The 12922-nt window shown below is 70.0% G+C and carries 13 protein-coding genes; 4 read left to right on the forward strand and 9 right to left on the reverse strand.

What is annotated here, in order from left to right:
- Positions 1–164 precede the first annotated feature (164 nt).
- Entirely contained in the window at positions 165–659 is a 495-nt protein-coding gene (locus tag F6W70_RS02355; RefSeq protein ID WP_055865818.1) for an FBP domain-containing protein, read from the forward strand.
- On the opposite strand, the gene F6W70_RS02360 is transcribed toward F6W70_RS02355, so the two are convergent.
- From F6W70_RS02360 to F6W70_RS02385, 6 genes are all read right to left on the reverse strand, one after another.
- On the reverse strand, positions 656–1477 hold the full coding sequence (locus F6W70_RS02360; protein ID WP_055865816.1) for a PaaX family transcriptional regulator: 822 nt from the start codon (positions 1475–1477) through the stop codon (positions 656–658). The two genes, F6W70_RS02355 and F6W70_RS02360, sit on opposite strands and share 4 nt — an antisense overlap.
- Positions 1467–2705, reverse strand: a complete 1239-nt coding sequence (locus F6W70_RS02365) for a kynureninase (protein WP_318278779.1) — start codon at positions 2703–2705, stop codon at positions 1467–1469. The genes F6W70_RS02360 and F6W70_RS02365 overlap by 11 nt, the downstream gene beginning before the upstream one ends.
- Position 2706: 1 nt before the next feature.
- Positions 2707–3663 (reverse strand): amidohydrolase family protein, encoded by a 957-nt coding sequence (locus F6W70_RS02370; RefSeq protein WP_151485823.1) that lies wholly within the window; start codon positions 3661–3663, stop codon positions 2707–2709.
- The gene (locus tag F6W70_RS02375; protein ID WP_055865810.1) at positions 3663–4514 is read right to left on the reverse strand and encodes a tryptophan 2,3-dioxygenase; all 852 of its coding nucleotides are present in this window, start codon (positions 4512–4514) and stop codon (positions 3663–3665) included. Before F6W70_RS02375 ends, F6W70_RS02370 begins: the two co-directional genes overlap by 1 nt.
- 63 nt (positions 4515–4577) lie before the next feature.
- Entirely contained in the window at positions 4578–6293 is a 1716-nt protein-coding gene (locus tag F6W70_RS02380) for an amidase (RefSeq protein ID WP_151485824.1), read from the reverse strand.
- On the reverse strand, positions 6293–7333 hold the full coding sequence (locus F6W70_RS02385) for an agmatine deiminase family protein (protein ID WP_151485825.1): 1041 nt from the start codon (positions 7331–7333) through the stop codon (positions 6293–6295). Before F6W70_RS02385 ends, F6W70_RS02380 begins: the two co-directional genes overlap by 1 nt.
- Before the next feature lie 68 nt (positions 7334–7401).
- Here F6W70_RS02385 and F6W70_RS02390 point away from each other — a divergent pair, with 68 nt between their 5' ends.
- Positions 7402–8094: a TetR/AcrR family transcriptional regulator gene (locus F6W70_RS02390; protein WP_151485826.1), complete on the forward strand. Its 693-nt coding sequence runs from the start codon at positions 7402–7404 to the stop codon at positions 8092–8094.
- 10 nt (positions 8095–8104) lie between these two features.
- Positions 8105–9478 carry a pyridoxal phosphate-dependent decarboxylase family protein gene (locus F6W70_RS02395; protein WP_151485827.1) on the forward strand — a complete coding sequence of 458 codons (1374 nt, stop codon included), beginning with the start codon at positions 8105–8107 and terminating at the stop codon, positions 9476–9478.
- 54 nt (positions 9479–9532) lie between these two features.
- Here F6W70_RS02395 and F6W70_RS02400 read toward each other — a convergent pair whose 3' ends face one another.
- Positions 9533–10057 carry a TetR/AcrR family transcriptional regulator gene (locus tag F6W70_RS02400; RefSeq protein WP_127482984.1) on the reverse strand — a complete coding sequence of 175 codons (525 nt, stop codon included), beginning with the start codon at positions 10055–10057 and terminating at the stop codon, positions 9533–9535.
- Between the two features lie 81 nt (positions 10058–10138).
- Between F6W70_RS02400 and F6W70_RS02405 the strand changes: the two genes are divergently transcribed.
- Complete coding sequence (locus tag F6W70_RS02405; protein ID WP_055874317.1) at positions 10139–10849, forward strand: MBL fold metallo-hydrolase; 711 nt, start codon at positions 10139–10141, stop codon at positions 10847–10849.
- Positions 10850–10858: 9 nt separating this feature from the next.
- Here F6W70_RS02405 and F6W70_RS02410 read toward each other — a convergent pair whose 3' ends face one another.
- A complete protein-coding gene (locus F6W70_RS02410) occupies positions 10859–11422 on the reverse strand; it encodes a cysteine hydrolase family protein (RefSeq protein ID WP_151485828.1) in 564 nt (187 codons plus the stop codon).
- Positions 11419–12861 (reverse strand): purine-cytosine permease family protein, encoded by a 1443-nt coding sequence (locus F6W70_RS02415; protein WP_055865793.1) that lies wholly within the window; start codon positions 12859–12861, stop codon positions 11419–11421. The genes F6W70_RS02410 and F6W70_RS02415 overlap by 4 nt, the downstream gene beginning before the upstream one ends.
- Positions 12862–12922 lie beyond the last annotated feature (61 nt).

Consider the following 12922-nt stretch of genomic DNA (forward strand, 5'->3'; position numbering starts at 1 on the left):
GCAGAGCGGAGCTGCAGGCGCTTCCCGCGCCGCAGGCAGAGGCTGAGGACCCACCGGAGGCGGAACCCCCGTCCCCGGTGTCGCGACGTACCCGGCCACCGTGTCCGGGATCCTTCCTCTCATCGACCCGCCTTCGCGGCGACCACTCCGAAAGCACCACTCCCATGCGTCCCATCGACGAGCGCGCCATCCGCGCCTCCTTCCTCAACGCCTCCCGCAAAGAGGTCTCCGACCTGACCCTTCCGCCCGGATTCGCCGAGATCGACTTCGACCGGCTCGACTTCCTCGGGTGGGCCGACCCGAAGATGCCCCGCCGGGCCTACGTCGTCACCTGGATCGATGACGCCCCGGTCGGTGTCTTCCTGCAGCGCGCCGAGCAGCGCGTGATCGCCAGAGCGCAGTGCTCGTGGTGCGAAGACGTGACGCTCCGCAACGACGTGCAGCTGTATGTGGCGCGCAAGGCCGGACCGGCCGGGCGCAAGGGCGACAGCGTGGGTGTGCTCACCTGCGCCGAGTTCGGCTGCAACCACAACGTGCGGGTCCTGCCGCCGCTGGCCTACCAGGGGTTCGACCGCGAGTTCGCGCGCGACCTGCGAATCCTGCGACTGCAGGAGCACGTGGCGGGCTTCCTCGCCGAGGTCGCGGGGCGGGCGGGTTAGACGATCCGGGCGCGCACGTGCGCCCAGGCGGGTGCTGTCAGCGCCGCCGACCGGCGGGCGAACTCGTCGAAGCTGTCACGACCGGGCCAATCGGCCGGCAGCATCGACGGGGGAAGCCCCGGATCGGTGTACGGCAGCACCCGCCAGCGGTCGATCAGCTGCACGTACGCGGCGAACGGCTCCGCGGGCAGATCTGCGAGCGACGCCTGGAAGGCGAGGTGCTCGTCGCGCAGCGCATCCAGATCCCACCACTGCGCCGCAGCGTCGACGAGGCTGCCGGCGGGAACGGGGGCGGATGCCGGGAACAGCGTCGCCCACGGGCGCGCATCGAGTTCGTCGAGGATCTGCACCACCTCGTCCTGAAGGTGGCCGGGGCAGATCCACAGGGCGGGCGACACGACTCCCGCACCGATCCACTGCAGTCGTCGACGCAGCTGATGGCGCACGCTCCTCGCGCTCTCGGGGATCGAGAACGAGACCAGGCACCACGTGTCGGCGTCCGTCATCTCGCGCATCTCGAAGATGCGCCGATCGCCGCGTTCGAGCATCGGGATCGCTGCCGGGTTCAGCCGGTAGCCGATCTGCTTCTCACGGGCGGCGAGCAGCAGGCCCTTCTGCTTGAGGCGTGCGACACCGGTGCGCGCCGGGGCCGGTTCGATGCCGAGGTCGCCGGCGAGGGCGACCAGGTCGGCGGCGGAGATCCACCCGCCGAGCGGGCGCAGGAAGACGCCGATGAACGTCCGCAGCAACGATGCGGTGCTGCCGGGGCGCGCATCGATGTCGTCGAGGACGGGCGCGGCGGCACGGTCAGAAGTCACCGGACTCCAAGGCGTCGCGCACCGCGAGCACGCCGGTGATGGTCTCGACGTGCGAGGTGCTCAGCGGAGAGAGTCCGAGGCGGATGCCGTCGGGGAATCGGAAGTCCGGGATGATGCCGTCGGCCCACAGGCGACGTGTGACGTCGCGGAAGTCCGGATGCCCGATCGTCACGTGTCCGCCTCGCAGCTCGGCATCGCGAGGGCTGAGCAGTCGCACACCGAGAGGGGCGAGCACCTCGTCGTAGGCACGCACGGCGAGATCGGTCAACGACTGCGACTTGGCCCGCACGCCCTCGATCGTCGAGTGCTCGATGAGGTCGAGCATCCCCTGCATCGCGAGCATCGATGTCACCGGGGGAGTGCCGCTGAGCAGCTGGCGGATGTCGCCGGACGGTACGTACTCCGGCCCCATCGCGAAGATGTCGGCCGCGCTCCACCAGCCCTGGATCGGCTGGCGCAGCACACCCTGCAGTCCGTGTCGGAGGTAGGCGAAGGCGGGGGAGCCCGGCCCGCCGTTCAAGTACTTGTAGGTGCAGCCGACAGCCATGTCGACACCCCACTCGTCGAGCTGCATCGGCACGACGCCGGCCGAGTGGCACAGGTCCCACATCATCAGGGCGCCGGCCTCGCGTACCGTCGCGGTGATACCCGGCATGTCGGCCAGGGCTCCCGAGCGATAGTCGACATGGCTCAGCGACACCAGGGCGGTGCGTGTGGAGACGACGGCCTCGACATCGGCGATGGTCACCCCGTGCACCGGGTCGGGTTCGATCCACCGCAGCGTCATCCCCGTCTCGGCGGCCACGCCCTCGGCGAGGAACCGGTCGGTGGGGAAGTTGCCCGCCTCGATCACGAGCTCGGTGCGGTCCGGGTCGGCCGACGTGGCGGCGCGCATGAGCTTGTAGATCAGCACGCTGGTCGAATCGGCCACGACGGTCTGGCCGGGGGCGGCGCCGAGAGCGACCCGTCCGATGCGGTCGCCCAGCTCCATCGGCAGCGCCATCCACTGCTCGTCCCACGAGCGGATCAGCCGCGTGCCCCAGTCGTCCCGCACGAAGGCGGCGATCTTCTCGGGGACATCGCGCAGGGGACGCCCGAGCGAGTTGCCGTCGAGGTACGCGGTGACGCCAGGAGCCTCGGCGAAGGCATCGAGGTGGGCGCGCAGCGGGTCGGCCGCATCGAGAGCGCGGGCGAGTTCGAGGAGTGAGGAGTCGGGCGTCATGGTCATGTCACACCTTCAGGTCTGCGGGGGTGAGGGGGCGGGCGTCGAGAGGATCGGCGCTCGACGGGGTTCCGCCGTGGATGAGGAGGAGAGCGGAGTGGGGTTCGCGCGGGTCCACGGGGGCGAGAGCATGCAGCAGGGCGGCATCGTCGAGTCCTGCCTCGCGGAGAGCGGCGACCTCGTGCGGGTTCAGATCGACCGGCATCGGTCCGTTGCCCAGGTCGGTCCCGTAGAGCACGCTGCCGCCTGCGGTGCGGAAGCGGCGCACGTTGTCGATCGCGATCGCACGCTCGGGGTCGTCATGGATGGCGAGCGTCGAGATCCAGGAGGCGGAGGCGGCCTGGCGCGCGATCTCGTCATCGTCGAGTCGCTCCGTGAACGGGGCGTGGGCGAGCCGGGCGGCTCCGAGACCGACCACACGCCGCGCTTCGCCTGCCCCTTCGGCGTGGGCGACGACGGGGAGATGGCGAGCGGAAGCGAGCCGCACGATCGTGCGGAACAGATCGTCGGTGAGGACGGGTCCTGCGGCACTGTTGCTGGTGACCTTGATGCAGGTCGCGCCGGCGTCGGCCATCTCCGCGACGGCGTCGGCTGCGGCCGCGGCGTCGGCGATCTCGCGCACCGAGCCCTCCGGCGCCCAACCGCGGTCGGAGGGGTACCCGCCGGGGGTGGTCAGGAAGGCTCCGGCGAAGTGGACGGACACCGGTTCCGGCACGGCGATCAGACGCAGTGCCTCGGGGTTTCCGCCCAGGTCGACCACGCGGCCGAGGCGTGAATCTGCCAGCACGCCATGCTCGATGAGCTGGAGGTGCACGTGGTGGTCGGTGAATCCGCCCACGATCACACCATCGAGCCGGGGAGCTCCCGACGCGGGCACCGCATCGCGCAGCCGCAGGTGCCCGTCGACGAACTCGACGACGCCCTCGCGCCACTCGACTCCGTCGAAGAACGTCGCGGCGTGCATCAGCTGCCGATCTCGGTGCGCACGGTGTAGAGCTCGGGGAAGAAGGTCAGATCCAGCGCGCGCTGCAGGAAGCCGACGCCGCTGGAGCCGCCGGTGCCGACCTTCATGCCGATCGTGCGCGCGACGGTCTTGAGGTGTCGGAAGCGCCAGAACTGGAAGTTGTCCTCGAGGTCGACCAGGTCTTCGCACGCCTCGTACAGGTCCCAGTACCGGCTCGGGTCCTGGTAGATCTCGCGGATCGCGGGCACCAGCTCCGGGGTCTCCCGGTAGGGCTCGCGCACATCGCGCTGGAGGATCGAGCTCGGGATCGGCAGCCCGCGGCGGGCGGCGAAGCGGAGGAACTCGTCGTAGAGCGTCGGCTTCTCCCACTCGGCGGTGAGCAGAGCGAGGTTGGCGGGGTGGTCGGCGAAGACGCTCAGCATCTTCTCGTTCTTGTTGCCGAGGGCGAACTCCACCGCCCGGTACTGCACGGACTGGAAGCCCGACGAGTTGCCCAGTGCCCCGCGGAACTGCGCGTACTCGGTGGGGGTGAGGGTCGCGAGCACGGACCACTGCTGCGTCATCACGTCTTGGATGCGCTTGACCCTGGCGATGCGCTTCAGCGCCTCGCGGAGGTCGTCGCGGGCGAGCAGCTCACGCGCCGAGGACAGTTCATGCAGCAGCTGCTTGAGCCACAGCTCGGTGGTCTGGTGCTGGATGATGAACAGCATCTCGTCGTGGTGCTGCGGTTCGCTCACCGGATGCTGCGCGGTGAGCAGCTGGTCCAGCGCCAGGTAGGAGCCGTACGTCATCCGGCCGGAGAGGTCGGTGACGATGCCGGATTCCAGGGCGCGTTCGTTCTCGGTGTGCATGCGCCGAATATATCACTTTCGTGGCGAGCGTCACAGGAGTGATATGTTCTGCGTCGACGTCCCTCAGAGCGCGGGGGTGCGCGGCGGCGGCGTGCGACGCGTGCCAGGGCCGCATGTCGCTTCGAACGCCGCCGCGAGGCGCAGCAGACGCGTGTCGTCATATGCCCTACCTGCGAAGGTGAGGCCGATCGGCATGCCGATGTCGCTCATCACCCCCATCGGGACGGTGACGGTCGGGATGCCGAGGTGGCGCACGGCGAGGTTGCCGTTCGCGATCCAGACGCCGTTGCGCCAGCCGCGGTCGGCGGATTCGGGGTTCACGTCCATGTCAGCCGGACCCACATCCGCGACCGCCGGGAAGACCACGGCATCGAGCCGCAGCACATCCATCCACACCTCCAGGTCGCGACGACGGGTCTCCTCCAGGCCGCGCAGGCCGTCTTCGAGTTCGGGCATGTCCGTGAACGAGGCATCGGGGTGGCGGCGCACCCAGCCCGGATACTCGGCGATGTCGTCGTCGAAGCCCGTGTAGCGGTCGGGGAGTGCGCCCTGGGGGTGGGGGAAGATCGTGGCGCCGTCGACGTCGACGAGCGAGTGCAGAGCGGGGTCGGCGTTCGCCTGCAGGAAGTCCTCCCACGCCCACGCCGAGAGATCGACGATCTCGCGGCGCAGGTACTCCGGCGACACCAGGCCGCGGGTCGCGATGGTGTGCGCCCCCGGACGGTCGCCCTCGTAGTTGGACACCACGGGGAAATCGACCTCGATCACGGTCGCTCCGGCGGCGGTGAGGTCGCGGCGGGCGGCCTCCCAGCGCTCGATGATGCTCGCCCGTGTCTCGATGCGCCGGCCGGTGGGCCCGCCGATGCCGGGGTTCTCGGCAGTGCCGGCATCCGGGTCCGCATTGATGTACATCCGGGGGATCCCGATACGCGCGCCGACGAGGGCGAGGGGGCCGCCTGTCGCGAGTGCCGGATACGATTCCGGTCGCACCGTCGATGCCGCAGGCAACGCCACCCACGGCTGCGCGCGCCAGAAGTCGCCACGGGTCTCGGCGTCGTCGGCGACGATGACCTCGAGCACTTCGAGCAGGTCGGCCATCGAGCGGGTGTGCGGCACCACGACATCCATGGTCGGCACGAGAGGCCAGTTGCCGCGGGTCGAGATCACCCCGCGCGAGGGGGTGTAGGCGCACAGCGCGTTGTTGGTCGCCGGACCACGGCCGCTCGACCAGGTCTCCTCGCCGAGGCCGAAGGCGGCGAAGCTCGCCGCCGTCGCCGTGCCGGAGCCGTTCGACGAACCGGAGGCGAAGGGCGCCGTGAGGAAGGCCGCGTTGTAGGGACTCTCGGCGCGACCGTAGACGCCGCGCTGCATGCCGCCGTTCGCCATCGGGGGCATGTTCGTCAGTCCGAGGCAGATGGCGCCGCCCGCGCGCAGCCGCTCGATCGTGAAGGCATCGCGCTGGGCCACGAGCTCTGCGAAGGCGGGACTCCCCGCGGCGGCGGTGAGGCCGCGCACGAGGTAGCTGTCCTTCGCGGTGTACGGGATGCCGTCGAGGGGCCCGAGCGTCTCCCCGCGGGCGTGACGAGCGTCGGAAGCGGCGGCCTCACTCCGCGCGCGGGGATTGGCGACGACGACCGCGTTCAGGGCGGTCTCGGTGCCGGGGGCGTCGAAGGCGGAGATGCGCGCGAGGTATGCGTCGACCAGTTCGACGGCGGTCGTGTCTCCGGCGTCGAGGGCGCGCCGCAGATCGGCGATGGACGCCTCGACCACGTCGAACATCAGCGGCTTCCGCCGAGGGCGGGCTGCTGCTGGGTGATGCAGTGGATGCCGCCGCCGCGGGCGAACAGCGGGCGCGCATCGACCGTGACCACACGGCGTCCGGGGTAGGCATCGGCGAGGATCTCGCGCGCTGCGGCATCGGCCTTCTCGTCGCCGAAGCCGCAGGCCACGACGCCGTCGTTCGTGACGAGGTGGTTGACGTAGCTCCAGTCGACAGGGCCCTCATCGTCGGAGAGCGTCGAAGGAGCGGGCAACCCGATCACCTCGAAGCGGCGGCCGGCGGCGTCCGTCTGCTCCGCGAGCAGGCTGCGCAGCTCGCGCGTGACCGCGTGATCGGGGTGGTCGGGGTTCTGCTGGTCGTGCAGCAGCAGCCGCCCGGGCGACACGATGGTGGCGACGATGTCGACGTGACCGTTCGTCCCGAAGTCGTCGTAGTCGCGAGTGAGCCCACGGGGGAGCCAGATCGCCGTGGTCGCGCCGATCGTGCGGGTCATCTCGGCCTCGATCCGCTGCTTGTCGGCGTAGGGGTTGCGCCGGGGGTCCAACTGCACGGTCTCGGTGAGGAGCACGGTGCCCTCGCCGTCGACGTGGATGCCGCCGCCCTCGTTCACGAGCGTCGAACTCACGAGCTCGGCGCCGACGGCGTCCGCCACGATGCGTGCGTGCTGTGCGGCCTTGCGCCACTCGGCCCATTCCGGGGCGCCCCAGCCGTTGAAGATCCAGTCGACCGCGCCGAGCACGCCAGGACGCTCGTCGTCGACCACGAAGGTCGGCCCCGAATCGCGCATCCAGAACTCGTCCACGGGCGCGATCTCGATCTCGATGCTGCTGCTGAGCATGCGCCGGGCCCTGGCGGCCTCGCTCGGATCGACCAGCATCGACACGGGCTCGAACTCGGCGACGGCGTGGGCGACGGCGGTCCAGGTGGCGTAGCCCTCCTCGCGGGCGGCGTCGGTGTCACCGAGGGTCTCGCCCTCCGCGGGGAACGCCATCCAGGTGCGCTCGTGACGTGCGGTCTCGGTGGGCATGCGCCAGCTCATCGTGATCTCCTCGCTGCTGCCGGTTCGTCTATTGAACATGCGATCAACAGGTGTTACGGTAACCCCTGATGAAGACCACGTCAACAGGTACGTCCACTCGGCGGATGTCGCCGGAGGAGCGCGATCAGTCGATCCTCGACGGTGCGATCGGCCTTGCCCGCGAGAGCGGACTCGAGAGCCTCACCGTCCGCGCGGTCGCGGCTCGCGTCGGGGTCACCCCCGCACTCGTGGCGCACTACCGGCCGGGGATGGACACCTTCGTCGCCGACGTCTTCGGGCTGATCGTGGCGGCCGAGCGCGAAGAGGTGATCGCCGCGTTCGACGACACCGACGACCTGCGCGAGAGCCTGCTGCGACTCATCGAGACGCTCCTCGATGCCGACCGCGACGACGTCACCCTCATCTGGGTGCAGGCCTGGGCGCTCGGAGCCCGGAACGATGCGCTCGCCGCGCGCGTGCGGCAGGAGATGGACGGGTGGCAGAGTGCGCTCGAGCAGATCTTCGCCCGTGCCGCTGCGGCCGGAGCCATCGCCGCCGGTCGTGCCGACACCGCAGCCTGGCTGCTGCTCGCGATGGTCGACGGCATGAACGCGCACTCACTGGTGAAGTGGGCGCCCCGCGACCGTGCCGACCTCGCCAGGCGGGCGCTCGCTGCGGTGCTCGACAGCGCGACGCCCGAGGCCGAGGTCACCGGCTCGCGCGCCACCGTCTCGCATTCCCCCGACCCCCGACCCACGGACCCCCGATCCGATGACAAGTAAAGGAACGCCCATGGATGCTGTGCGCATGCACGCGGCCTCGCCCGAATCGACCGCGATCGTCGACGCCGTGCTCGACTATTCGCGCCGCCGCATGCTCGCCTCCGACGTGCCGCTGGACAAGCCCCAGTCCGAGGCGGAGCTGAACCGTCTGGTCGGGCCCACGATCACCGATGCGGGACTCGGCGCGGCGCGCGCCCTCAGCGTGTTCGAGCACGTCCTCGCTCCGGCCTGCCTGACCACGAGCCACCCGCTGTACCTGTCGTTCATCCCGACCGCGCCGACCATGGCCGCGATCGCGTTCGACCTGGTCGTTTCCGCGTCGGGGCTGTACGGCGGAAGCTGGCTCGAGGGCGCGGGGGCCGTGCACGCCGAGAACGAGGTGCTGTCGTGGCTCGCGAGCGAGTTCGGGCTGCCCGAGACCGCGGGCGGGGTGTTCGTGCAGGGTGGCACGATCGGGAACCTGTCGGCGCTGGTCGCGGCACGCGAGGCCGCGAAGGCCCGGCTGATCGCAGAAGGCAAAGAGCTGCCCACCCGGTGGAGGATCGTGTGCAGCGTCGAGGCGCACTCCTCCAACAAGTCGGCCGCGAAGATCATGGACGTCGACGTGCTGCTGGTCCCGGCAGGCGACGACGGCGTGCTCCGCGCCGATGGCGTGCGCGAGGCCCTCGTCGAGCACGGCGACGAGATCTGCGCGGTGGTCGCCACCGGCGGGTCGACCAACTTCGGCATCGTCGACGACATCAAGGGAATCGCCGCGCTCAAGGACGAGTTCGACTTCTGGCTGCACATCGACGGCGCCTACGGCCTCACCGCCATGCTGGCACCGGAGGCGCGACACATCTTCGAGGGCGTCGAGCGCGCCGACTCGGTCATCGTCGATCCGCACAAGTGGCTCTTCGCGCCGTTCGACTGCTGCGCTCTGATCTACCGCGATCCCGACAGCGGACGACGGGCGCACACGCAGCACGCCGAGTACCTCGACATCCTGACCGAGGTCGACGAGTTCAGCCCCTCGGACTACTCGATCCAGCTCACGCGCCGCCCGCGAGGCCTGCCGATGTGGTTCTCGGTCGCGACGTACGGCGTCACCGCCTACCGTGATGCCGTGAGTGCGGGACTCGCGCTGACCCGACGCATCGCCGACGAGATCGCCCGTCGCCCCGAGCTGCGACTGGTGCGCGATCCGCAGCTGTCGATCGTCGTGTTCGAGCGGGAAGGGTGGGAGCGCGCCGATTACGACCGGTGGTCGGCGGCGCTGCTCGATTCGCAGCGCGCGTTCGTGGTGCCGAGCTCGCACGCCGGGCGCCCGAACACGCGATTCGCGATCCTGAACCCGCTCACCACGTTCGAAGACCTCGTCGGCATCCTCGACACGATGAAGTAACCCCGCCGCCGCTGGTGCGCGCGCCGGTGGGGTCATGCCCGTGCCCGTTGCGGCTCAGCCGGCCATCCCGGCGGTGAGTCGACGCAGGCCGTACTCGAAAGCGCGGTCGACGTCGCCGCCGAGGCGGAACGCTCCGGACAGCTCCATCTGCAGGAACCCGGTCGCCCAGGCGGTGAACAGGCGGGCAGCGTCCAGCGCGTCCTCTTCGCCGACCAGGGCGGATGCTGCGCGGATCAGCGGAGCGGCCGAGCGCTCGAGGGCATCGTGCGGCGCGGCGATCGTGAACATGAGGCGGAAGCCCTCGGGGTGCTCCTGTGCGAAGCCGCGATAGGCGTGCGCGAGCGCACCGATGTCGTCGCCCGCAGCTTCGAGCCGCGCGGTGAGAGCGTCGATCGACGCGGTGGCGACGGCGGCGTGCAGGGCGTCCCGATCCCGCACCCGCTTGTAGAGCGAGGGGGCGCGGACGCCCACCCGATCCGCGACCGCCTGCATCGTGAGGCCCGAGGGGCCGGCGACCTCGAGGATCTCCCGCCCCGCCGCGACGATCTCCTCGGTGGACGTGCGTTCGGGTGTCGGCATCGGATCCTCCTGGATGGCTATTGACAATAGCCATCATAGCTACGTAACGTAGCCATCGCAATCATCCCGAGAGGATCCGTCATGAAGCTCGCACCCCGCCTGCACCGCCTGGGCAACGACATCGTCGCCTCGTACCTCATCGACCTGCCGGAGGGGATCACCCTGATCGATGCGGGCCTTCCCGGGCATTGGCGCGACCTCCAGCGCGAGCTCGAACTGATCGGTCGTCCGCTGTCCGATATCCGCGGCCTCGTCCTGACCCACGGCGACGGCGATCACATCGGCTTCGCCGAGCGGCTGCGCACCGAGGCGGAGGTGCCGGTGTACATCCACACGGCCGACGCGCATCGAGTCCGCACCGGAGAGAAGCCCAAGACCGCGATGGGACCGGCGAGGATCGGGCCCACGCTCGGCTTCTTCGCCTACGGCCTGCGCAAGAGCGCCCTGCGCACACCGCACGTGTCCGTCGTCACGGAAGTCGCCGACGGCGACGTGCTCGATCTGCCCGGTGCTCCGGTCGTCATCGGAATGCCCGGCCACTCGCCGGGGAGCATCGCGGTGCACGTGCCGGCCGTCGACGCGGTGTTCGTCGGCGATGCGCTGACCACCCGGCACGTGCTGACAGGGCGGACCGGGGCTCAGCCCGCGCCGTTCACCGACGAGCCGGAGCGGGCGCTCGCCTCCCTCGACAAACTGGCGGGAGTCTCAGCATCGTGGGTGCTTCCCGGCCACGGAGCGCCCTGGCACGGCTCCCCGGCCGACATCGCCGCCGCGGTGCGGGCCTCGGCCTGACGCTCGCGGTCAGGGGGTGCCGAGCACGGTATCGGTGTCGCTGACGATGATCTGCGGGGGATACAGCCCCATCACCTGCAGGGCGGCCGCATGGTTCTCGGCGCTCGATCCGGCGCACGCGTCGGCCGCGATCGTGACGTGAGCGCCGGCGTCGGCGGCGGCCAGTGCCGTCGAGATCACACAGCAGTCGGTCGAGACCCCGGCGAGCACGAGATGCCCTCCGCGTCCGACGATCGCCTCGAGCTCGGGCCCCCACTTGCCGAACGTCGGCAGGTCGATGCTCGGATGCGGGGAGAGGCCGGCGGCTTCGGGCACCAGGGCGAACAGCGGGTCGCTCGGCGGCTGGTCGGCGAACGGCCATGCCGCGAAGTAGTCACCCCACGAGGTGGACCGATCGGGCGTCGGCATCCAGCGGGTGACGAGCACACGGTCGCCGAACGCGTCCGCGAGGGCGCGGATGCGTGGCATCGCCTCGCCGAAGAACGGTGAACCCCACGCGGAGTCTGGCGCGGCGAAGATCGCCTGCGGATCGATCACCACGAGCCAGGTGTCCCCGGTCGCCGGAGCGCTCACACCGCCTCCTGGCGCCGGATCTTCGCCGCCCTGGCGAAGTAGGTCACGAGGAACGACAGCACCAGGGCGAAGAACACCCCGAGGTTCGCATACGCCCACTCGCCGTCCCTGCCGCCGATGAGGAACAGCAGGTAGCCCTGCCAGTTGTTCCACGCGGCATCCTCGGCGAAGTTGTTCACGACCAGGCCCCAGCCGATCACGCTCGTCACAACCAGGGTGCCGATCGAGGTCCAGTCCCACGCGCCGTAGCGACCGTTCTGATCGAACAGGGCCTCTTCGTCGTAGTCCTTCTTCCGGCGCAGGATGTCGGCGATCAGGATTCCGGCCCACGAGGCGAGCGGCACACCGAGCGTGATCAGGAAGCTCTGGAACGGACCGAGGAAATCGGTGGCGAAGAACACCACGAAGACGGTGCCGATCGTGAGGATCACGCCGTCGATCGCCGCGGCCGACGGACGGGGGATGCGGATGCCGAGGCTGAGCAGCGTCAACCCGGAGGAGTAGATGCCCAGCACCGCTCCCGAGACGAGCGCGAGCACGGCGGTGAGCAGGAAGGGCACGAGCACCCACGTCGGCAGGATGGAGGCGAGCGCGCCGATCGGATCCGCAGCGATCGCGTTCATGAGATCTTCGTCGGATCCGCCCAGCAGCAGACCGAACACCACGAGGATCACCGGTGCCACCGATCCTCCGATCGTGTTCCAGGCGACGATCGCTCCGTCGGATGCCGTGCGCTTCTGGTAGCGCGACCAGTCGGCGGCGATGTTGATCCAGCCGAGGCCGAATCCGGTCATCACCATCACGAGCGCCCCGATCACCTGGCCGATGCCGCCGTCGGGTCGGGCCAGCACGGCGGCGAGGTCGATCGCCGGTGCGGCGAGGATGATGTAGAGCACGGTCACGACGCCGGTGATCCACGTGAGCACCGACTGCAGCTTCATGATCGTGTGATAGCCGAGCACGGATGCCGTGACGATCAGTGCGGCGACGATCGCGGTCGCGACGACCTTGAGCCACACGCTGTCGCCGTCGCCTCCGAGCTGCGTGATGACGGTCGCGGTGGCGAGCACGGCCAGGATCGCGAGGAACGTCTCCCACCCGATCGAGGTCAGCCACGAGACGATGCCCGGCACCTTCTGGCCCTGCACGCCGAAGGCCGCGCGGGATAGCACCATGGTGGGCGCCGAGCCGCGCTTGCCGGCGATGGCGATGAGCCCGCAGAGCAGGAACGACACCACGATGCCGATGACCGAGACGATGGTCGCCTGCCAGAACGAGATGCCGAAGCCGAGCACGAACGACCCGTACGACATGCCGAACACCGACACGTTCGCGGCGAACCACGGCCAGAAGAGGTCGCGAGGCTTCGCGGTGCGCTCGGACTCGGGGATGATCTCGATGCCCGCACGCTCGATGAGGGCCGGCTTGATGTCCGTCATCCTCACATCCTGGCACTGCCGGGGAGCGGCCGGGTGGCTTTCGTGAGGGGGTGGATCCGCC

The organism is Microbacterium maritypicum (assembly GCF_008868125.1).
Classification (GTDB): domain Bacteria; phylum Actinomycetota; class Actinomycetes; order Actinomycetales; family Microbacteriaceae; genus Microbacterium; species Microbacterium maritypicum.

What these genes read in the sequence shown, in the direction of transcription:
- F6W70_RS02355 (WP_055865818.1), top strand. Translation starts at nt 165, where the DNA reads ATGCGTCCCATCGACGAGCGCGCCATCCGCGCCTCCTTCCTCAACGCC.
- F6W70_RS02415 (WP_055865793.1), bottom strand. Translation starts at nt 12,861, where the DNA reads ATGACGGACATCAAGCCGGCCCTCATCGAGCGTGCGGGCATCGAGATC.
- F6W70_RS02380 (WP_151485824.1), bottom strand. Translation starts at nt 6,293, where the DNA reads ATGTTCGACGTGGTCGAGGCGTCCATCGCCGATCTGCGGCGCGCCCTC.
- F6W70_RS02395 (WP_151485827.1), top strand. Translation starts at nt 8,105, where the DNA reads ATGGATGCTGTGCGCATGCACGCGGCCTCGCCCGAATCGACCGCGATC.
- F6W70_RS02400 (WP_127482984.1), bottom strand. Translation starts at nt 10,057, where the DNA reads ATGCCGACACCCGAACGCACGTCCACCGAGGAGATCGTCGCGGCGGGG.
- F6W70_RS02390 (WP_151485826.1), top strand. Translation starts at nt 7,402, where the DNA reads ATGAAGACCACGTCAACAGGTACGTCCACTCGGCGGATGTCGCCGGAG.
- F6W70_RS02405 (WP_055874317.1), top strand. Translation starts at nt 10,139, where the DNA reads ATGAAGCTCGCACCCCGCCTGCACCGCCTGGGCAACGACATCGTCGCC.
- F6W70_RS02370 (WP_151485823.1), bottom strand. Translation starts at nt 3,663, where the DNA reads ATGCACGCCGCGACGTTCTTCGACGGAGTCGAGTGGCGCGAGGGCGTC.
- F6W70_RS02385 (WP_151485825.1), bottom strand. Translation starts at nt 7,333, where the DNA reads ATGAGCTGGCGCATGCCCACCGAGACCGCACGTCACGAGCGCACCTGG.
- F6W70_RS02375 (WP_055865810.1), bottom strand. Translation starts at nt 4,514, where the DNA reads ATGCACACCGAGAACGAACGCGCCCTGGAATCCGGCATCGTCACCGAC.
- F6W70_RS02365 (WP_318278779.1), bottom strand. Translation starts at nt 2,705, where the DNA reads ATGACCATGACGCCCGACTCCTCACTCCTCGAACTCGCCCGCGCTCTC.